This window comes from Novimethylophilus sp. (genome assembly GCF_036504375.1).
Classification (GTDB): domain Bacteria; phylum Pseudomonadota; class Gammaproteobacteria; order Burkholderiales; family Methylophilaceae; genus Novimethylophilus.
In genome coordinates this window covers 1-21,045 of the sequence record NZ_DASXVH010000023.1, presented here as the reverse complement: position 1 = coordinate 21,045, position 21,045 = coordinate 1, and the positions used below count along the sequence as shown (strand labels likewise).

Genomic DNA, 21,045 nt, shown 5'->3' with positions numbered 1-21,045 from the left:
AATAGCTTGAATTCAATATCAAACCTAATACTTTAATCCAGGAAGCCATCATGAAACACGTCATCATCGGCAACGGCCCGGCCGGCATCGTCGCCGCGGAAACCCTGCGCAAGGCCGACCCCGAGGCCAGCATCACCGTCATCGGTGCCGAAGTCGCCACGCCCTACTCGCGCATGGCGATCCCCTATTTCATCGCCGGCAAGATTCCGCCCGAAGGCACCCATCTGCGCAAGCGCGAGAATCACTTCGCCCAACTCGGCATCGATCTCTTGCATGCCCGCGTCACCCGCATCGACGCCGCGCACAAGACGCTGCACCTGCACGACGAGCAGCCGCTGCCCTACGACCGCCTGCTGATCGCCTCCGGCGCCTCGCCGGTGCAGCTGGCCATCCCCGGCATCGACCTGCCCAACGTGCAATCGTGCTGGACCATCGAAGACGCCAGAAACATCTGCGACACGGTCAGGCCGGGCACGCGGGTGCTGCTGATGGGCGCGGGTTTCGTCGGCTGCATCGTGATCGCCCCGCTGCTCAAGCGCGGCGCGCACGTCGGCATCGTCGCCTCGGGCGACCGCATGGTGCCGCGCATGATGACCGAAGGCGCCGGCAAGATGATCCAGAAATGGATACAGAACAATGGCGTCACCGTCTACAACGACGCCCGCGTGACGGCGATCGAAGCCGGGCCGGACGGTGTGTTGACGGCGCGGATGAAGAACGGCGAGTCCGCCGAGGCCGATCTCATCATCAACGCCACCGGCGTCAAGGCCAACATCGATTTCCTCAAGGACAGCGGCATCGCTACCGAATACGGCGTGCTGGTGGACGAATATCTGCGCAGCAACCAGCCGGACATCTACGCGGCGGGAGACGTGGCGCAGGCGCACGACATCGCCACCGGCGCCAAGACCACCAACGCCATCCAGCCCAATGCCGTGGACCAGGGCCGCATCGCCGCGCTCAACATGGCCGGAAAATCCACCCGCTTCAACGGCGGCATCGCGATGAACGTGCTCGACGTGGACGGCCTGGTGTCCTCCTCCTTCGGCCGTTGGTGGGGCGCCGACGAGGGCGAGCACGTGGAACTGATGGACGAGAGCGGCTGGAAATACCTGCGGCTGGAATTCAAAGGCGACGTGATGGTGGGCGCCACCGCCGTCGGCTTCACCCGCCATGTCGGCGTGCTGCGCGGATTGATCCAGGCGCAGGTGCCGCTCGGCAACTGGAAAGAAAGGCTGCTCAAGGAGCCGCTGCGCATCATGGAAGCCTATCTCTCCTCCAATCTCGCGGCAACGCGGCACTTCAACCACTAGCCAGACGGCAGCGGCACATCACAAAGGAATCCAGCAATGCAACCTTACGTCATTCCGTTCGAACAGTTGGGCATGGGCGACGTCGAGCGCGTCGGTGGCAAGAACGCCTCGCTCGGGGAAATGATCCGGCACCTATCGCACGCCGGCGTCAGAGTGCCGGGAGGGTTTGCTACCACGGCCGACGCCTACCGCGACTTCCTCAAGGCGGACGGGCTGGACCAGCGCATCGACGCCGCGCTGGATGACATCGACATCGACGACATCGAGGCGCTGGTGCACACCGGTGCCCAGATCCGCCAATGGATATGCGAAGCACCCTTCCCCGCCCGGCTGCTGGAGGAAATCGCCAGCCACTACCATGCGCTGGCTGCGAACAGCAACGGTTCGTTCGCGGTGCGCTCATCCGCCACCGCCGAAGACCTGCCGGATGCTTCCTTCGCTGGCCAGCAGGAAACCTTCCTCAATATCCACGGGCTGGACAACGTGCTGCACGCGATTAAGGAAGTATTCGCCTCGCTGTATAACGACCGCGCCATTTCCTACCGCGCGCACAAGGGCTTCAAACATGCCGACGTGGCGCTTTCCGCCGGCATCCAGTGCATGGTGCGCTCCGATTTGGGCGCCGCGGGTGTGATGTTCACGCTGGATACCGAATCCGGCTTTCCCGACGTGGTGTTCATCACGGCGGCCTACGGTCTGGGCGAAACCGTGGTGCAAGGCGCGGTCAATCCGGATGAGTTTTATGTGCATAAACAGATGCTGGGCGCATCAAGGCCGGGGTTGATACGCCGTACGCTGGGTTCCAAGCGGCTGAAAATGGTGTTCGCAGGCGACAAATCCGCCGGCGTCTCCACCCGCACGGTCGAAGTGGCGGAAGAAGATTGCAACAAGTTCACCCTCTCCGATTGCGAAGTGCGCGAGCTGGCGCGCTATGCCGTCGCCATCGAGAAGCACTACGGCCATCCGATGGACATCGAATGGGGCAAGAGCGGCGAGGACGGCAAGCTCTACATCCTGCAGGCGCGCCCGGAAACGGTGAAATCGCAGGCCAGGCCGGGCGGCACCGAAAAATTCCACCTGCGTAGCCGCAGCGCGGTGCTGACGAGCGGCCGCGCCATCGGCCAGAAAATCGGCACCGGCCCGGTGCGCATCGTCAAGCATGCCAGCGAGATGAGCTGCGTACAGCCGGGGGATATCCTGGTGACCGACATGACCGACCCCAACTGGGAGCCGGTGATGAAGCGCGCCGCCGCCATCGTCACCAATCGCGGCGGGCGCACCTGCCATGCGGCGATCATCGCCCGCGAGCTGGGCGTGCCCGCGATCGTCGGCTGCAACGATGCCACCACCACCCTGACCGAGGGCACGCAAGTCACCGTATCCTGCGCCGAGGGCGATACCGGACGCTGTTACGACGGCGCCCTCGACTATGAAGTCGTGCGCACCGACAACGCCACGCTCCCGCCGCCGCCGGTCAAGATCATGATGAACGTCGGCAACCCCGAACTGGCGTTCGAATTCGCGCAAATCCCCAACAGCGGGGTCGGCCTGGCGCGACTGGAATTCGTCATCAGCAACATGATAGGCATCCATCCCAAGGCCGTGCTGGAATTCGACCGCATGCCGCTCGCACTGCAGGAAAAGATACTGCGCCGCGCGCGCGGCTATGCCAGCCCGCAGACGTTTTTCGTCGACAAGCTGGTCGAGGGCGTAGCGTCCATTGCCGCCGCGTTCTGGCCCAAACCCGTCATCGTGCGGCTGTCGGATTTCAAGTCGAACGAATACCGCATGCTACTTGGCGGCGAGCTGTTCGAGCCGGATGAAGAAAACCCGATGCTGGGCTTCCGCGGCGCGGCGCGCTACACCTCGCCCTCGTTCCACGATTGCTTCGCGCTCGAATGTCAGGCGATGAAGCGCATCCGCGACGAGATGGGCTACAACAACGTCGAACTGATGGTGCCTTTTGTACGCAACCTGAAGGAAGCGCGCGACGTCGAGGCCCTGCTGGCGATTCACGGCCTGCGCCGCGGCGACAACGGCCTGCGCCTGATCATGATGTGCGAAGTGCCTTCCAATGCGCTGCTGGCGGAAGAATTTCTCGAACACTTCGACGGCTTCTCGATCGGGTCCAACGACCTTACCCAGCTGACTTTAGGCGTGGACCGCGATTCCAGCCTCGTCGCCGGCTCATTCGACGAGCGCGATATCGCCGTCAAGCGCCTGCTGGGTATGGCGATTGATGCTTGCAACAAACTCGGCAAGTATGTCGGCATCTGCGGTCAAGGGCCGTCGGACCATCCGGATTTTGCACAATGGCTGATGGATGCCGGCATTCAGAGCGTTTCGCTGAATCCGGATACGGTGGCCGATACCTGGCTCAAGCTGGCGAACGCACGGCAAATGCAAAAGTCTGCAGCTCAGAAGGATCTGGAGAAGGCTTGATTTCACTCTAAATTGACGCAATATCAAGATTAAGGGGTTGCAACGCTGCAACCCCTTATTTTTGAGACGATTCAGTCGGGCAGCCGGCTTCACCAGACGCTCCGGAACGATATCAAGCATACCATGTGCATTTTATGCTGCGCATTGGTGTCATCGAAAACTCTGCATTAATGCGGCTGCATATCCACATGCCGCCCTTCCCTTCGGGCTAACCAATAAATTTCACCGCGATCGGATCACCCCGTGAAAAATCACGCTCAAATTGACCTTTAATTTTTATTGTCATTTCACTATGTTCCAAGTTAACCTTAAAATAGGGATGAAAAAAATAATAAATCAACCACTTAATTATGGGCACTTTTAAAAAGCTAAAAAACATAAAGGCGGCAATTGCGCGCATTCCGGGTATCGTTACCTATAAGGATTTTGATATCAGTGTCGAAATCGGCTACCACCAGGAATTAGGCAACCCTCTCACCCTTAAGCAGCTGTTGCTCCTGAATCTCGCGTCGCCTGCAACGGTTCGTCGGCACATTGGCCGATTAGCTAAAGAAGGGATGATCCTGAAATACGTTGCAGAAAACGATCATCGTAGCGTGTGTCTTATTCTCAGCGAATCTGCAATCAAATCCTTAAGCCAGTATCTTGAACAACTCAGCCAGACACTGAACCCGCCGACGGATAGCGCGGTGACAGATGAAGTGCTTGTCTAACTTGACGGATAAACCAAAGGCCAGAGCCCCTGCATCAAATGATGTCCGTACATAGTATTCAGCACGAGTAAGCAGCATGTCAGAAGAAACGGAAATGGCCGCCGCCGACTCCATGTTTCGCTGCTTGGTGGAACAGACGCTCGCCGGCATTTATGTAATCCAGGAAGGGTATTTTCGCTACGTCAATCCGGTCTTTGCCGAGATGTTCGGCTATAAGTCGCCGGCCGATCTCATTAATCGGATTCCCGTCAGCGATCTGGTAGCGCCTGCGGATCGGGAGCGGGTGGCCGACAATCTGCGGCGTCGCGTCGAAGGCGAGGTCAAGGACATCCGTTACAGTTTTGTCGGGCTGCGGCGAGATGGTACGACCATAGACATAGAAGTGCATGGCGGATTGCTTGAGTATCAAGCCAAGCCTGCGGTCATTGGCCTTGCCCTGGACATCACTGAGCGCAAACGAGCCGAAGATGAGATGCGACTGGCCTCCATGGTGTACCAGAGCAGCAGCGAGGCCATGATGGTCACTGACGCCGACGGCGGCATCATCAGCACAAATCCTGCTTTTACCACAATAACAGGCTATACGCCGGATGAAGTCATCGGCAAGAACTCCAGACTTCTCAATTCCCGCCGTCATGACCAGGCATTCTACCTGGCCATGTGGCAAGCGCTCAGAGCTACCGGCCATTGGCAGGGCGAAATCTGGAACCGGCGCAAGAATGGCGAAATCTATCCGGAATGGCTCACCATCAACACCATCTTCAACCAGGATGGTTCTGCCCATCGGCGGGTCGCGCTATTTTCCGACATCACGGAGAAAAAAGCATCTGAAGCGCTGATCTGGCAGCAGGCCAACTTCGACTCTCTCACCGGACTACCCAACCGTCGCATGTTCCATGACCGTTTGGTACAGGATATGAAAAAAGCGCATCGCTCCGGCTTGCCGCTTGCGCTGATGTTCCTCGATCTCGACCACTTCAAGGAAGTCAACGACATTTTAGGCCATGACATGGGCGATATCCTGCTCCAGGAAGCCGCCTGGCGCCTCTCCCGTTGCGTGCGCGAATCCGACACCGTCGCCCGCTTGGGCGGGGATGAATTCACCATCATTCTGGGTGATCTGGACAATCCCGATAGCGTGCGGCGCGTCGCCTACGACATCCTGCAGAAACTCGCTGCACCGTTCCAACTGGGAAATGAAATCGCCTATGTCTCCGCCAGCATCGGCATCACCATGTATCCCGAAGATGCCAGCGACCCGAAGACTCTGCTCAAGAACGCCGACCAAGCTATGTATGCTGCCAAGAATCAGGGGCACAACTGTTTCAGTTTCTTTACCCCAGCCATGCGGAAGGCGCACAGCCCGAAAAAAGGCTGACCAATAAATGCTACATGCCAGCGACAGATAGACCGCTGGAAGGATTTGAAAAAACCTGATATCGCTCTCAGCCGACGGTTGAGAGACGCCACAATGAAGTTACTTCCGCACCACGTGCCGCATGCAGCGGGTCGGTTTCGTCTGCCGTCTTGGGATGTTGCGGGCGGATATCGATGCGGTCGATAACCTTCACGCCCGCCTTGTCGAAAGCGGCAAGCAGGGCTTCCCGCGACCGCAGACCCAGATGTTCGGCAATATCGGAGAGGATCAGCCAGCCCTCGCCGCCCGGCTCCAGGTGTGCCGCCAGCCCATCGAGAAATCCGTGCAGCATGCGGCTGTCGGGGTCGTAGATCGCCTGTTCGATGGGTGAACCGGGGCGCGCCGGAATCCATGGCGGATTGCAGACGATCAGCGGCGCCCGGCCTTCAGGAAAAAGGTCCGCCTGTATCACATCAACTTGATCGCCAAGCCCCAGCCTGGCGATATTTTCCCTGGCACATGCCAGCGCGCGGGCATCCCGATCAGTGGCGATGGCGCGCTTTACGCCCCGCTTCGCCAGTACCGCCGCCAACACCCCGGTGCCGGTACCGATGTCGAACGCCAGTTCAAGAGAAGGCAGCGGAGCTTCAGCGACGAGATTCACGTATTCGCCGCGCACCGGCGAGAACACGCCGTACCAGGGATGAATGCGCTCGCCCAGCGCCGCAACCTCGACCCCTTTCTTGCGCCACTCGTACGCGCCGATCAGCCCCAGCAATTCACGCAGCGAAGCCACAAGAGGCTCTCTCCCCGGCCCATGGGCCTCTTCGCAGGCCTGCCGCACATCGGGCGCGCGGCGCAGCGGTATACGGTAATCGTCTTCGAACGGCAGCAGCAGCATGGCCAAGGTACGGGCGCGCTGGGATTGCGCCAGGCGATGAAGATGGAAAGCCTCCGCCGGCGACAAGGCCGGTTTCCCCGGCTTGCGTTTACGGGATTTGCGATCAATCCGTCGCGACAGCGCCTGCAACAACTGGCGCGCGTTCTGAAAATCGCCCCGCCACAGCAGCGCAGTGCCTTCGCAAGCCAGGCGATACGCGGCATCGGCCGTCGTGGTGTCGTCAGCGACGACCACGCGCCCGGGCGGTGGCAACCCGCTCTCCGAGCGCCAGCGGGCGGAGCGAGCCGCGCCTGCTTCGGTCCAGTTAATGACCGGATACTCGCTCATGACGGCGCTTTCTGCTGGCGGGAACGGGCTTGGAGCGGCAGCATGGCTGCTTCTGAAGATGGATAATTCAAAATGGATGGAAAGCCCAAAAAATGTGGGTGAATGGGGTACGGCCAAGTTCAGCCTTATTTTACGTCAGAAATATGATGGCCACACCGCATGAAAGAAATAACATGGTGCCGCAGACAGTACAGATGGCAAGGCAAGGTGATACAACGCCGCTAGCACAAGCGAACTCATTTTGTTAGACACTCTAAATATCCTTTTGGACCTAAAACAGTTAGACTATGCGCAAAGGAGACGCAGAGCATGAGCACCGTTACTTTTGATATCCTGAAATTCGTTGAGAAGCTGAAAGAAGCCGGGATGCCGGAGGGGCAGGCCAAGGCCATTGCAGAGGCTCAGGTCGAAGCGCTGTCGGAATCTGCAACATCCACCCTTGCCACCAAGACGGATTTGGTCGAACTGAAAATAGACGTAATTAAATGGATGGTCGGCATCGGACTGGTACAGATCGGCATGATGTTGAGCATTTTATTGAAAATGCATTGAACAGATAAAAATTTACCGCAGAAGAAAAAAGCGCCATTGGCCGCTTCAAAAAGCGGGAGCGAATCCGACGGATCGGAGATGGGCCATTTCCGCAAGTTCCTCAATGCCTTCCCAACCGTTTAGGTTTATCCATAATAAAAAAGCAAACCTGCCCTTTCCCCGCATACCGTTGGTCTAAATACCATTAATGCAGTATTGATTTTAGCCACTCGATGAACTCTAATCTGAATCGTCTTTTTACGGGTATCCGTAAAACAACTATGCGTACTGGATGGGGGACGAATTGAAGATCAATCAGCCGGTTACCAACCGTGAAAAAGAAATGCGTGACGATACCACCATCGTTACCATGACCGACCTCAAGGGTACCGTTACCTACGCCAACGAAGATTTCTGCGAGATCAGCGGATTCAGCGCAACGGAACTGGTGGGGGAAAACCACAACATCGTTCGCCATCCGGACATGCCTCCCGAGGCTTTCGCCGACCTGTGGAGCACGCTCAAGAAGGGCAAGCCCTGGAATGGCATTGTCAAGAACCGCTGCAAGAACGGCGATCACTATTGGGTAAACGCCTATGTCGCCCCGATCGAGGACAATGGCCAGGTGGCCGGTTACGCCTCGGTGCGCACCAAGCCTGGCCGGGCGCAGGTGGAAACGGCCGACCGCCTGTACCGGGAAATGCGCGACGGCACGGCAAAAGTCCGCCTGCATGAAGGCAGGCTGGCTCCCAAGAGCCTGATGGCAAGGCTCAACCCCGCCCGCATCGTCGGCTCGTTGGACGTGGGCAGGCAGTTGAACCTACTGACAGGCATCTTTCTGCTTGGCCTCATCCTGGCCGGCCTGGTCGCTTTCGGCACCTTCGACAAGGTGCAGATCAACGGCCCGGTTTACAAGCGGATCGTGCAGGGCAAGGACCTGGTGGCCGACATCCTGCCGCCGCCGGAATACCTGATCGAATCCTGGCTGACTGCTCTGGAGATGACTACCGCCAGCCCATCCGACCTGCCGGCGCTGGTCGAAAAAAGCCGCCGGCTGCTGGCGGATTACGAAGACAGGCACAAATTCTGGATGCGGGATTTGCCGGAAGGAAAGCTCAAAACGCTGATGGTGGAGAACTCCTACAAGCCGGGCAAGGCATTTCTTGATCTCCAGAGCCGGCAATTCATCCCCGCACTGCAGGCGGGCAATCGCGAGGCGGCGATGGCGCTGATACCCGCGCTTCGCGCCCGCTATGCGGAGCATCGCGCCATGATCGACGAAGCGGTCAAACTGGCGAATGACAGAAATGCCGAAGACGAACGGGCCGCTGCGGCAACCATCCGGTCTGGCAGCCGGTTGCTGTTGATGATTTGCCTCGGCCTCGCCGCCATTGTCGGCGTGCTGGGGTGGGCAATCGCCGGCAATTTGCGCAGGATGCTGGGAGGGGACCCGCGATATGCCGCGGATATTGCCCGCCATCTCGCCAACGGCAACCTGATGGTACGCATTGATGCGGCTGAAGGCGGTGACAGCCTGCTGGGGGCAATCAGGCACCTGCAGCAATCGCTCAAGAATCTGGTGGGGCATATCCGCGGCGTTGCCGAACAGGTCGCGTCCAATGCCCAGCAGTCGGCGGCTGCGGCCGATCAGGTGTCATCGGCTTCACAGCAGCAGAGCGCCGCCGTTGAAGCGACAGCCGCCGCTACCGAACAAATCACGGTCAGCGTGGGGCAGGTCGCGGAGAACGCCAGACAGGCCGAGGCCACGTCCACGGCATCGGGGGACGCTTGCGTCACGGGGTCCGCGGTGATCCACGATGCCGTCGAAAGCATGGAGCAAATCGCCGCCACCGTGCGCGATGCTTCTCAGACCGTGCTGACGCTGGGTAAGCAGTCCGAGCAAATCTCGTCCGTCGTACAGGTTATCCGGGAAATCGCCGACCAGACCAATCTGCTGGCACTCAATGCGGCAATTGAAGCGGCGCGCGCCGGAGAGCAGGGCCGCGGCTTCGCCGTGGTGGCGGATGAAGTGCGGAAGCTGGCCGAACGCACCACCCAAGCCACCCATGAAATCGCGCAGATGATCGGCTCTGTCCAGAGCGGCATGCAGACCGCCGTCGCGCGCATGGAAAACGGGGTGCAGCAGGTGGATCGCGGCGTTGCCCAGGCTAACGAAGCGGGGGAAACCATCAATCGTATCCGCGAGGACGCGTTGCGCGTGGCGCAGGCCGTCGCGGAAATTTCCGTCGCGCTCCGGGAACAAAACACCGCCAGCGAGGACATTGCCAAACGGGTAGAACAGATCGCGCAAGTTTCGGAGGAAAACAGCCTTGCCGCCGGCCATTCCTCGGAAGGCGCCCGGCATCTGCTCGCCAACGCCACGCAATTACGAAAGGCCGTCGCCAGGTTCATGGTTTAGCAGTGAAATGCGGAACAAAACGCGGCCAGCGACGGGTGTGATTCTGTCGTGCAGGCAACCTACTTCCGGGGTATCTCGCGCGTCGGCATGCCGATGTGAAACCCTTGGGCATAATTGATGCCCATATCCTTGAGCACATCGAAGATAGCCTGGTTTTCGACGAATTCCGCCACGGTGTGGATGCCGATGTCCTGGCACAGCCGGGAAAGATTGTGTACCAGGGCGTAATCGACCTTGGAATTGAGAATGTTGCGCACGAAAGCGCCGTCGATCTTGACGTATTCGAAGCGTAGTTCGCGCAGGTAATGGAAAGAATTGTAGCCGCTGCCGAAATCGTCCAGCGCAAAGGCAAAGCCTTTCTGGCGCAGATTGGTAAGAAACTTGCGCATATTGGTCATGTCGCCAATGGCATCGCGCTCCAGGATTTCGAACACGATGCATTCCGGCGGAATTTGCAGCGTATTGCACAGTTCCTCGGCATAACCCAGGATGCCGCGCCCCTGGATTTCCTGCGCCGACAGATTGAGGAACATTTTGGCGCAGGGCGAACCCGACATCACCCGCTCGCGCCTCGCATGGAAAGCCTTGCTGATGATGATACGGTCAAGTTCGCGCCCCATGCCGTACTTTTCGATGGCTTCGATAAACATGCCGGCAGAGAGGGTTTCGCCACTCGGCTCGATGAGCCGCGCCAGCGTTTCGCAGGCGAACATTTCGCCGGTCTTGCAATCGACGATGCTTTGGTAATACGGGACGATGCGATCCTGCTGCAGCGCCTCGCGCAGTTTTTCCGCATAGTCGCGCGTACTGCGGCTGACCTCGACCTGCCCTTCCAGCGCATCGAGCGTACAGGCGCTATCCTTGCCCATTTCCTTGGCGCGATACATGGCAACATCCACCCCGGCCAGCAAATCGGAAACATTCCGGGAGTCGTGCGGGTAAGTGGCGACGCCGATGGAAACCGTCAGATGGAAACGCTTGCCGTCCGGTGCGGTAAATGCTTTCTCGCGTAGCGTCTTACCCAGCGCCATTGCCACCTTGGCTGCCCCTTCACGCCCGGTTTCCGTCAGGATGACGGCGAATTCATCGCCACCGATGCGGGCGGCAAGGTCACCCTTGCGGGTATGCTCGCGCAGGATTTCCGCCACCCCACACAACGCATCGTCGCCGGTCGGGTGGCCATAGGAATCGTTGATATCCTTGAAATCGTCCAGATCGAGCAGCAGCAGTGCAAACTCGTGGTGATGCCGCTCCGAGCGCCCGATTTCATATTCCAGCATATTGTTGAATTGGCGGCGGTTATAGATGCCGGTCAGCGGGTCGTGTATGGCGTAGTATTCCAGTTCGGCCAGCGTGCGCGACAGCAACTTGCTGGAACCGACCACCATGACCATCACCGAGAGGATGGCGCGCACCACGCTTTCTTCCTGCGGACTCAGCTCGCCGCTGGCGACATAGGCCACGCCCAGCAGCCCGGCGAGTTTGGGGGTATGTTCCGGCACCGCTACCGTGATCATGCGCACATCGTCGATGCTGTCGACCGGCCCGTTGCCCTTGACGATGAACTCCTCGATGTCGAGCGGCGCATCGCTGGGCAGTTTCAGGCTGGCCAGCATCTGCTTGGACAGCATGTCGCGCGCCGTTTTCCTGACCGCGTCCGAATAGTTGCCGAGGTAATACAGGAACAGTGAGAGCCCGTGTTCCTCGGCAAACGCGATGTAGAAGAAGTTGAACGGAAAAATGGCATGAAAATCGGCCAGGATTTCCTGCACGAACTCTTTCCACTGCGCAACGTGCTCGTGCGACAGGATGATGCGCTCCAGCACCTTGCTCTGACGCTCGAACAAATCCTTTTCGATCAGCGTGGAGGCAAGGTCGGTCAACGTCTCGTTGAACTCCTGCATCGTCGCCTGCACGTAGTTGCCGTTGCGGTGCCACTGCCGTTGCCGCTCGTCGAGCAGGAGGCCGAGGGTGGCATCCAGGCACTCGCAGGTTTCCACCGCTCGTTCCAGGCGCTCGGACAGTTCCGGCATGTCCGCATTTTCGGCAATGCTCCGCAGCTCGGCGATCACTTCGCGGTGAACTTGCTTCACCAGCGCATTCAGGTTGCTACCGAAAGTCTTGGTCCGCGTCTGGCTTTCCAGCAATGCCGCCATGCGGTCGATCACCCGCAGGCGCACCCCTTCCAGTTGACTGGGGAGAATATCGTTCATGCGGAGAACCGTCCACCGCTCCGCATCAGGTCAACGCCGCATTGCAGATCGCGCAACCAGTCAAGAAATTCACGCACCGCTGCGCCGCGATAAACCGGCCCATGCTGCGGCGCGATCATATCGATTTCAAGGCCGGAGATGGTTTCCAGCCAGCAGCGAATAGCCTTGTTGGAACACATGTAGCGGCGGTGGAAACCGTCGATGAACGGCAGATGGCTTTTGAAATCGTCCACGTAGGCGTCGTTCTTGTCCATGGGCAGCATGGCCGCGCCAATATCGCCGCTGAATAGTATCTTGGAAATGGAATCGTAGACGTTGATCTGCCCTTCCGAATGCAGGAAATGCGCGGGAACGATCTTGAGCGTGAAGCCCGGCGCTACTTCGCAATCCATGCCTTGGTCCGGCACGCCGACAAAGCGCGACATGTCCTTCAGGCCATAGTGCGGCAGGAAGCGCATCCAGATGCGGGAGACATACACCGGAGCCTTGATCAGTTCCAGCCAGGTAGACAGGCCGCCGACAATATCGGGGTCCTGGTGCGAGAGCATGATGCCGCGGATTTGATCGGGGTTGAGATAGCGCAGCATCTCGGCCAGCACGCGCGGCATCACACCGAAACCGCCCGGATCCAGCAATACCCCTGAACCCTCATGCACTACCAGATACTGGTTGGAACGAACGCCGTCTTCTTCTCCGGGTTCACTTTCATTGAGCAGGATGAACTTGTGAGTTTCAGATTCGAACAGCTTGATGTTACGCATTCGTCCTCCCCGAGAAGCATAGGCATTATTTTATTATGGTCTTTGATGCTATCGGGTTTTAACACCCCGTGCAATTACCTTAAGGAAGGTATTTTGACCCGGCGGTGCGGGATTCTGCACGGGGCAGGTGCATCAGGGCGTTGCCGGTTGATATCCGATCTTACCGGGAGTCGGCGGCATCGGGGCGGCACGGAGTACGAAAATACCGGAGGCTTTCAATCTTCTATTCGAAATCCGATCTTGAGCGTGACCTGGTAGTGGGCAACTTTGCCATCCACGATATGCCCTCGTGTCTCGACCACTTCAAACCAGTCCATGTGCTTGACGCTGAGCGAGGCCTTGGCAATGGCATTGCGTATGGCTTCATCGGTGCCGTTCGTTGACGATCCGACCAGCTCGATAAGTTTGTATGTGTGCGGGGACATGACGTACTCCAATCCGGTTGGTATCAGAAAGCTTGCTTCGCGCACAATAATGCGCGGGATTAAACCCTTTGTCGATAGTACATTACAATGCGAGAAGATTGGCGCGGGATTCGGCAGGTAGTGCAAGGGCTCTCGCCTGCATTTCCCGCCGTGAGGCGGGTCGCCCCCCCCCCGGAGGAATAACTGCCTACAACAATTTCGTTCATCAACCTACAGGATAGGCTCTAAATGACTCATCACCTGCTACAGCTTCTGATCCACTGGGGAGTAATCATTTTCGCGCTGGGGGTGGCAAGCGCGATTTTTAACGGCATTTCCTTCTCCAGCAAGCAGGCGCTGATAGTCTCCGCGCTGGTGCTGGGGCTGGCCAACGCATTCATCCGGCCCATCCTGATATTTTTTACGCTGCCGCTCACGCTGCTGACGCTGGGCCTGTTCCTGCTGGTGATCAACGCGCTGATGATCATGCTGGTGTCCGCACTGGTGAAAGGCTTCAGGGTATCTGGTTTCTGGACGGCGTTTTTCGCCAGCATTTTCATTTCCCTCTTCAGCTACATCGTCGAGCAGTTCATCCCCGGCGGCGGCATCGTTTTCGTGCCCTTGCAGCCGGGGATGCCGATCACCGCGATTTAGGCCTCCTGCCCCAACGCCGCCGGCACAAGCGAATCGTCAGTGCTTTTTGATGTTGGCCTGCATATCGTCGATCAGGCGGGCCGCCCGGTCGCGCCCGCCGAGGCCGAAAGCGATCGCCAGCGCCAGGAATACCGCGCCGAACACGATCACGAACAGCGCCGTCAGCAGCTGGGTGCCGATATTGAGTTGCTCCAGCGCGACGAACAGCGCGAATAGCTGGATCGCGTATTCCGCCGATGTACTGATCGCCAATGCGCCCTCGAACTTGATGCCGTACAGCCAGGCGAACACCAGGCGGTTGATGAAACGCGCCAATAAAGTACCGAAAATCAGCACGAAAATGGCGCCTATGATGCGCGGCAGGTAATTGGCCACCGAGTTCAGCATGTCTGCGACTTCGCGCATGCCCAGCGCGTTGGCGCTGGTGATGATGAACAGCAGGATGACCATCCAGTACACTACTTCGCTGATGATACCGGCCAGCGTGAGGTCTATGCCGCCATGCTTGAGGAAGGCTTCCAGCCCCGATTTGCTGGCGAGGTTGTCGAACCTGGCCAGCTGCAGCAAGCGCCGGATGCCGGTGCGCGCCACCATCGCGATCACCCAGCCCACGAACAGGATGACGATTACGGCCAGCAGCTTGGGCAGAAATGCGGCCGCCTGCATCCAGAATTCATTGAGAGAAGTGAGAAAAATGTCGATTTGAGCCTGCACTGTGTTCTCCTTATCGAAAGTTCAAGTGAGAAATCGGAAACGCGTGAAGCGAAGGCTCCGGGGGAATGACCGGATGTGGTTTCCAGCGCATTTTTGCACACCCTCCCCAGGACGGCAAGGCTATGTTCTCTGCATTTTAAACCGTTGAGGCGAAATGGCTTTCATCAGTTTTACAGGCAAGGGGGCGGGCTCGTTTTCCAGTTCCGCCGCCAGCGCTTCCGCTGCCAGCATCGAAGTAATGAGACCGCGCGAACCATGGCCGGTGTTGACGTACAGGCTCGCAAAATCCGGCGACACCGCACCTACCAGAGGCAGGTAGTCCGCCACATTGCAGCGGCAGGACGCACGGCCGTCCAGCGTCTCCGGCTGCAAACCGCCTCCCCCCAGAATTTCATAAAACTTGGGCGCCAATTGTGCCAGCATGGCGAGATTTTCCAGGTTATCTAGCGCACGGACATCCATGGATTCTTCAAGGTTGCCATAGGTCGCGCCTATCGTATGCAGCCCACGACGAGCCGGCGCGGCATAGCCTTCGGTGCACAATACGGCCGCCAGGTCGGCGCTTTGCGCAGTGACCGGCAGATGGGTGACCTGGCCGCGGATCGAGCGCAGCGGCAGGTGCCTGGTTTGGGCAAAACGCATGGTATGGGCGGCGCAGGCGACGATCACTACCGGCGCCTGCGCCAGCAGGCCGTTCTCGCCATGGACTTGCCAGCCATTTTCGCAATGCTTCAGTTCGATGGCTTCCTGCCCGGTGCGTAGCGTAATACCCGGCATGTCCGACAATATCCGGCACAATGCCGGCGGATGCACCCAGCCGCTGCCGGGAAAATACAGTCCGCCGAAAGACAGTTCCACACCCGCGATCCGGCTGGCTTCTGCGCTATCCACGCTGCGCAGCAGTTCTTCCGGCAGGTCGAGGTCGAGCACGCATTTGAGGCGCGCAGCTTCATCCGCGTCGAACGCAAGCTGTATCAATCCGCATTGCCGCCAGCCGTCCTCGCCTTGCGGCAATAACCGCTGTAGTGTCCGCAGCGCATGCTGGTAGCCCGCCAGCGTGAATTCGCTCAACGGGCTCATCCTGGGCGAAAGGCGGGCGTACAGAATGCCTTGATGGTTGCCGGATGCCTCGGGTGCAAGCTGCGCATGGCGCTCGATCAGCGTCACCTGCCAGCCGCGTAATGCCAGGCTGTACGCCGAAGCGCTGCCCGCCAGGCCGCCGCCGATCACGACAGCTTCGCGCACAGGCTCAGGCAGGGCTTTATCGGCCATTCCGCTGAGTTTTCCGCACAGAATTTCGCGCTTTTTGCCATGGCCGGCCACTTTCCGCACCTCGAAGCCGGCGGCTTGCAGCCCGCGCCGTACGGCGCCGGCGCTGGTGAAGGTGGCAAAGCTGGCACCGGGAGCCGAACAATCCACCATCGCCTTGAATAGCGCATTGCTCCACATCTGCGGGTTTTTGGCCGGCGCGAAGCCGTCCAGGAACCAGGCATCGACGCGCGCCCGCAGTTGCGGCAAAGTGTCGGCCACGTCGCCTATCAGCAAGGTCAGCATCACCCGGCCCTGCGCGAACGTCATGCGGTGCCAGCCGCGCGCCGGGGCGCGATATTGCTCCAGCAGCTCTCCGGCCGGCTCGGCCAGCTCCGGCCACAGCGCCAGCGCGCGGCGTAAATCATCCGGCGGGATGGGATGCAGCTCGGCGCTGACGAAATGCAGCCGTGCGGATTTCGGCGCAATGCGATCCCACAGCTGCCAGGCGCAGAGAAAATTCAGGCCGGTGCCGAAGCCGGTTTCGCCGATAACGAACCGTGCGCCGTCCTGCAATTGCGCCCAGCGCTCCGCCAGCCGGTTCTGCCCGAGAAAAACATGCCGGGTTTCGGCGATGCCGGATTCGCGGGAGAAATAGATGTCGTGGTACTGCGAAGAGAAAGGCTGGCCATCCCGCCAGTCCAGAATCGGGCTGCTCATGCGCTCATTTTAAATTACAATCGGCAAAATAATATTCAGGGAAAAACTTCATGGCCGCGCTCGATATCAAACCCGTCCTCAAGTTCATGGTGGACAAGAACGGTTCCGACCTGTTTTTCAGTACCGGCGCGGCGATCAATATCGAAATCGAAGGCAAGGTCCTGCCCGTCAACAACCAGTTGATGGCACCGGGCATGGTCAAGGACATCGCCTATTCGCTGATGTCGCCGGAGCAGATCAAGGAGTTCGAGGAAACGCTGGAAATGAACTTCGCGCTCAGCGTCGACAACATCGGCCGCTTCCGCGTCAACGTCTACCGCCAGCGCGGCGAGGTATCGATGGTAATCCGCTTCATCAAGGGCGTGATTCCATCACTCGAAACCCTGGGCTTGCCGCCGGTGCTCAAGGATATCATCATGCGGCCGCGCGGGCTGGTGCTGGTGGTGGGCTCGACCGGTTCCGGCAAGTCCACCACGCTGGCGTCGATGATCGACTACCGCAACGAAAATACCAGCGGCCATATCCTGACGCTGGAAGATCCGATCGAGTTCGTCCACAACCACAAGAAATCGGTGGTCGACCAGCGCGAAGTCGGCATCGACACTCACTCTTTCGAAAACGGCCTGAAAAACGCGATGCGGCAGGCGCCGGACGTGATCCTGATCGGCGAAGTGCGCGACATGGCCGGCATGAAACATGCTCTGGCGTATGCTGAAACCGGCCACCTGTGCCTGGCGACGCTGCACGCCAACAACGCCAACCAGGCGATCGAACGCGTGATTTCGTTTTTCCCGCAGGATGAAAAAGCCGGCTTGCTGCTCGGGCTTTCGCTCAACCTGGTATCCATCATATCGCAGCGCCTGGTGCCGGGCACGCAGACCAAGCGCGTGGCCGCGATAGAAGTACTGATCAACTCGCCATATATCTCCGACCTGATCCAGAAGCAAAAGCTGGAGGAAATCAAGGAAGTGATGGCGAACAATACCGACATCGGCATGTGCACCTTCGACCAGTCGCTGTTCAAGCTCGCGACGGCGGGACGCATCAGCACGGAAGACGCGCTGCAGAACGCCGATTCGCGCAACGACCTTTCGCTCAAGCTGCGGCTGGCGGCGGAAGGCGCGCGTGCGGGGCTTTAGGGCCGTTTCAGCACCCGGCGTCAAGGCACAGAATTCATCAACCTGGCTCGAACGGCTATGGTGGTGCCGCCGATATCCGCCGCCAGATAGCGGATGCATTTGAGTGAATCTTCAGCCGTTATTTTCTCCGATACGACCGGAATACAATGCGGCGAGAACGATCATCGCGCCGCCTGCCCATTCACGGGCGGTCATTTCTTCTCCCGCCAGCAGGTAGGAGGATATTGCCGCCACCACCAGTTCGAACATGAAAATCACCGCGGCCTTGTTGGCGGGCGTGTGCGTGACGCCGAACTGCACCATCCAGGTAGTCGCCGCCAACGCCACGCCCATTGCCGTCATCAACATCCAGCTCGCCGGACTTAAAGTGGATACAGCCGGCATCGGCTGACGCTCGAACAGAAAAAACACCAGCGCGATCGCACACACGCCCGCCCACACCGACAGCGATTTGGCCTTGAGCGTCAACTGTCCCGCCCGGCGCGTCAACACATTGGTGGCGGCGAAGCCGACGCCGGCCGACAGCGCGATCCATTCCGCTCCGTTCTGCGGCAGTGGCCAGCCCCGCCCCTGCCACAGCATCGTGAACATGCCGGCCAGCGACAGCGCCATGATGGCCAGCCCCCTGGGGCCGACCTTCTCGTCGAGCAGCAGGCGCGCCAGCAGCAAGGTCCAGAGCGGCGCCAGATAGAACAGCAGCAACACCCGCATCACCTCGCCTTCCAATATCGCCAGCACGTAGCCGAGATTGGTCCAGCCGGCGGCAAGGCCGATCCAGATAGCCTCTCTGGGCACGCGCGCCAGGTCGCGCCAATGGCGGGCGAATAGAACGGCTCCCAGAATCAGCGCCATGCCGTAGGTGAGCAGGCTGGACTGTATGCCGGAAACGCCGGCCTGTTCCAGCAAGCGATAGGGGTACCAGATCAGCCCCCAGACCACGGCACCGGACAACAGGCCGAGAGTAGAAAATGCCGGATTTTTTGTTGTATGCGTCATGGCGACAAATCTAGCAGAAAAACGCAACTAGAGCCTGTTTAGCTGAACGGCAGAGCTCGGGCTTCTACGGTTATAATCAAATCTATGAACTCAAACCTATCCAAACTGCACCCCTACCCGTTCCAGAAACTGCGCGACCTGTTCCACGGCGTCCACCCCAACCAGTCGTTCAAGCCGGTCAACCTTTCCATCGGCGAACCCAAGCACGATACGCCGGCGTTCATCAAGCAGGCGCTGAGCGAAGGGCTGGGCGGGCTATCCCACTACCCGACCACGCTGGGCAATACGCCGCTGCGCCAGGCCATCGGCGATTGGCTTACGCGCCGCTATGCCATTCCCGCACTGGACATCGAAAAAGAGATCGTCCCCGTCAACGGCAGCCGCGAAGCGCTGTTCGCTTTCGCCCAGGCTGTGGTAGACACCAGCCGCAGCACTCCGGTCGTCATCAGCCCCAACCCGTTCTACCAGATCTACGAAGGCGCGGCGCTCTTGGCCGGCGCCGAACCGTATTTTCTCAACACGCTGCCGGACAATGGTTTCCGCATGGATTACGCCGGCGTGCCGGAAGCGGTATGGCAGCGCACCCAACTAATGTACGTGTGCTCGCCCGGCAACCCTACCGGCAAGGTGATGAACCTAGACGACTGGCGCGAGGCATTCGCGCTGGCCGACAAATACGGCTTCGTGATCGCTTCCGACGAGTGCTATTCGGAAATCTATTTCGACGAAGGGAATTCACCTTTAGGCGCATTGCAGGCCGCGCAGCAGTTGGGGCGCGACTATACCAACCTCGTCATGTTCAGCAGCCTCTCCAAGCGCTCCAACGTGCCCGGCATGCGCTCCGGCTTCGTCGCCGGCGATGTGAAAATCCTGGAGAAATTCCTGCTCTACCGCACCTATCAAGGCTGCGCGATGAACCCCGCGGTGCAGGCCGCCAGCGCCGCTGCCTGGAACGACGAAGCCCACGTTATCGAAAACCGCCGCCTCTACCGCGAAAAATTCGCCGCCGTCACCCCCCTGTTCAAGGAAGTGCTGGACATGGACATGCCGGACGCCGCGTTCTATCTGTGGGCGCGAACCAAGGGCTCGGATACCGAGTTCGCGCGGCAGCTGTACCGCGAATGCAACGTGATCGTGCTGCCGGGCAGCTATCTGGCGCGGGAAGCGCATGGGGTGAACCCAGGGGCGGGGTTTGTGCGGATTGCGCTGGTGGCGTCGCTGGATGAGTGTCTGGAGGCGGCGGAGCGGGTGAAAATGGCGCCTGCTTTGCGTTAGCCTTTACATGGCCTTTTCAGACATTTCTCCCATCGTGTCGGTGATTGCGCTTGCCGTCTCGCTGTTCACGTTGTGGTTCACCATTCTTCGGCGCGGCACTGTGCGCAGTACACATCCGTCGTTCATTGCCTTTCGCTATGACTTCGTCGGAAAAAACGTGCCGCAGGCCAAGATATTCTTTCGTGCGCTGCTCTTCAGTACAAGTAAGCGCGGTCAGGTCATCGAAAGTCTCTTCCTCCGTGTTCGCGAGGGCTCACGCCAAGCAGAGTTTTCGTTCTGGGGCCTAGGGGACAAAGACCTCATTCGCGGCAGCGGCCTGTTCATCCCCGACACCGGAGTGGCCACGAACCACCACTTCAACCCAGTTGACGCCAAAACCCTTTTTATCTTCTCGCAAGGCTCATATTCCTTGGAGCTTATGGCGAAACTCGTCGGTAGAGATCACCTAGTTTCGCTATGGAACGTAAAGCTCGAAATGCCTGCTGGGGTGTTTGGTTCCACCATCGCTCGGGAAACGGCGGTATTTTACAGTTGGTCGCCAGAACAGCGGTGCTATGTAGCGTCAGTCGAAAAACGGTTGGGCTCTGTTCATGCGCTTTCCGATACGCAGGACTAATCCGACAGTCAACTGGACACTGTGTGATAAAGCTGGACAAATAAATGGGGTCGAAGCCACCCCTCCACGTGTAGGAAATTACGCTCAATAATTAATTAGGGTCTTAGGAAGCAAAGCACCGATTAAGGTGTGATAACTTCCTAAGATTCGCGCTCGTATCTCCGAGTCCTGCGAGTTGGAGTCGCCGCTGCAAGGCGCGGTGGAAGTCGATGAGTCGTACTTCGGGGCGCACCGTGTGCGTGGCAAGCGTGGTCGTGGGGCCTATGGCAAGACCATCGTGTTTGGTTTGCTGAAGCGGCACG

General features: G+C 59.1%; 18 protein-coding genes and 1 pseudogene. 12 read left to right on the top strand and 7 right to left on the bottom strand.

The genetic code is table 11. From position 1 onward, the window contains the following. The first annotated feature begins 50 nt into the window (after positions 1-50). From VGK14_RS02180 to VGK14_RS02165, 4 genes are all read left to right on the top strand, one after another. A complete protein-coding gene (locus tag VGK14_RS02180) occupies positions 51-1,313 on the top strand; it encodes an NAD(P)/FAD-dependent oxidoreductase (RefSeq protein ID WP_331507290.1) in 1,263 nt (420 codons plus the stop codon). Between the two features lie 36 nt (positions 1,314-1,349). Continuing rightward, positions 1,350-3,755, top strand: a complete 2,406-nt coding sequence (ppsA, locus tag VGK14_RS02175; RefSeq protein WP_331507289.1) for a phosphoenolpyruvate synthase — start codon at positions 1,350-1,352, stop codon at positions 3,753-3,755. Positions 3,756-4,105: 350 nt separating this feature from the next. After that, a complete protein-coding gene (locus VGK14_RS02170) occupies positions 4,106-4,468 on the top strand; it encodes a hypothetical protein (RefSeq protein WP_331507288.1) in 363 nt (120 codons plus the stop codon). A 76-nt stretch (positions 4,469-4,544) separates the two neighbouring features. Continuing rightward, positions 4,545-5,846, top strand: a complete 1,302-nt coding sequence (locus VGK14_RS02165) for a sensor domain-containing protein (RefSeq protein WP_331507287.1) — start codon at positions 4,545-4,547, stop codon at positions 5,844-5,846. Between the two features lie 67 nt (positions 5,847-5,913). Here the strand turns inward: VGK14_RS02165 and VGK14_RS02160 are convergent, their stop codons facing one another. Then, positions 5,914-7,053: a class I SAM-dependent methyltransferase gene (locus tag VGK14_RS02160; RefSeq protein WP_331507286.1), complete on the bottom strand. Its 1,140-nt coding sequence runs from the start codon at positions 7,051-7,053 to the stop codon at positions 5,914-5,916. Between VGK14_RS02160 and VGK14_RS02155 the strand changes: the two genes are divergently transcribed. From VGK14_RS02155 to VGK14_RS02145, 3 genes are all read left to right on the top strand, one after another. Beyond that, complete coding sequence (locus VGK14_RS02155; RefSeq protein WP_331507285.1) at positions 7,052-7,216, top strand: hypothetical protein; 165 nt, start codon at positions 7,052-7,054, stop codon at positions 7,214-7,216. The genes VGK14_RS02160 and VGK14_RS02155 overlap by 2 nt on opposite strands. A 146-nt stretch (positions 7,217-7,362) precedes the next feature. Continuing rightward, positions 7,363-7,605: a hypothetical protein gene (locus tag VGK14_RS02150; RefSeq protein ID WP_331507284.1), complete on the top strand. Its 243-nt coding sequence runs from the start codon at positions 7,363-7,365 to the stop codon at positions 7,603-7,605. Between the two features lie 283 nt (positions 7,606-7,888). After that, positions 7,889-10,003, top strand: a complete 2,115-nt coding sequence (locus VGK14_RS02145; protein WP_331507283.1) for a methyl-accepting chemotaxis protein — start codon at positions 7,889-7,891, stop codon at positions 10,001-10,003. A 59-nt stretch (positions 10,004-10,062) separates the two neighbouring features. Here VGK14_RS02145 and VGK14_RS02140 read toward each other — a convergent pair whose 3' ends face one another. From VGK14_RS02140 to VGK14_RS02130, 3 genes are all read right to left on the bottom strand, one after another. Beyond that, positions 10,063-12,216 carry a bifunctional diguanylate cyclase/phosphodiesterase gene (locus tag VGK14_RS02140; RefSeq protein WP_331507282.1) on the bottom strand — a complete coding sequence of 718 codons (2,154 nt, stop codon included), beginning with the start codon at positions 12,214-12,216 and terminating at the stop codon, positions 10,063-10,065. After that, positions 12,213-12,977: an MBL fold metallo-hydrolase gene (locus VGK14_RS02135; RefSeq protein WP_331507281.1), complete on the bottom strand. Its 765-nt coding sequence runs from the start codon at positions 12,975-12,977 to the stop codon at positions 12,213-12,215. Before VGK14_RS02135 ends, VGK14_RS02140 begins: the two co-directional genes overlap by 4 nt. Before the next feature lie 215 nt (positions 12,978-13,192). Beyond that, positions 13,193-13,402, bottom strand: coding sequence for a dodecin (locus VGK14_RS02130; protein WP_331507280.1), 210 nt, complete (start codon positions 13,400-13,402; stop codon positions 13,193-13,195). A gap of 228 nt (positions 13,403-13,630) precedes the next feature. Between VGK14_RS02130 and VGK14_RS02125 the strand changes: the two genes are divergently transcribed. Next, positions 13,631-14,035 carry a phage holin family protein gene (locus VGK14_RS02125; protein WP_331507279.1) on the top strand — a complete coding sequence of 135 codons (405 nt, stop codon included), beginning with the start codon at positions 13,631-13,633 and terminating at the stop codon, positions 14,033-14,035. 36 nt (positions 14,036-14,071) lie between these two features. On the opposite strand, the gene VGK14_RS02120 is transcribed toward VGK14_RS02125, so the two are convergent. Then, complete coding sequence (locus VGK14_RS02120) at positions 14,072-14,749, bottom strand: mechanosensitive ion channel family protein (RefSeq protein ID WP_331507278.1); 678 nt, start codon at positions 14,747-14,749, stop codon at positions 14,072-14,074. Between the two features lie 120 nt (positions 14,750-14,869). After that, positions 14,870-16,717, bottom strand: a complete 1,848-nt coding sequence (gene mnmC, locus VGK14_RS02115) for a bifunctional tRNA (5-methylaminomethyl-2-thiouridine)(34)-methyltransferase MnmD/FAD-dependent 5-carboxymethylaminomethyl-2-thiouridine(34) oxidoreductase MnmC (RefSeq protein ID WP_331507277.1) — start codon at positions 16,715-16,717, stop codon at positions 14,870-14,872. A 50-nt stretch (positions 16,718-16,767) separates the two neighbouring features. Here mnmC and VGK14_RS02110 point away from each other — a divergent pair, with 50 nt between their 5' ends. After that, a complete protein-coding gene (locus VGK14_RS02110) occupies positions 16,768-17,856 on the top strand; it encodes a PilT/PilU family type 4a pilus ATPase (RefSeq protein WP_331507276.1) in 1,089 nt (362 codons plus the stop codon). A 111-nt stretch (positions 17,857-17,967) separates the two neighbouring features. On the opposite strand, the gene VGK14_RS02105 is transcribed toward VGK14_RS02110, so the two are convergent. Next, positions 17,968-18,852 carry a DMT family transporter gene (locus VGK14_RS02105; protein ID WP_331507275.1) on the bottom strand — a complete coding sequence of 295 codons (885 nt, stop codon included), beginning with the start codon at positions 18,850-18,852 and terminating at the stop codon, positions 17,968-17,970. Positions 18,853-18,936: 84 nt separating this feature from the next. On the opposite strand from VGK14_RS02105, the gene dapC reads away from it, so the two are divergent. From dapC to VGK14_RS02090, 3 genes and pseudogenes are all read left to right on the top strand, one after another. After that, a complete protein-coding gene (gene dapC, locus VGK14_RS02100) occupies positions 18,937-20,127 on the top strand; it encodes a succinyldiaminopimelate transaminase (protein ID WP_331507274.1) in 1,191 nt (396 codons plus the stop codon). A gap of 7 nt (positions 20,128-20,134) precedes the next feature. Next, positions 20,135-20,743: a hypothetical protein gene (locus VGK14_RS02095; RefSeq protein WP_331507273.1), complete on the top strand. Its 609-nt coding sequence runs from the start codon at positions 20,135-20,137 to the stop codon at positions 20,741-20,743. Between the two features lie 142 nt (positions 20,744-20,885). Continuing rightward, positions 20,886-21,045 (top strand): annotated as a pseudogene (locus tag VGK14_RS02090) (transposase); the annotation flags it as partial.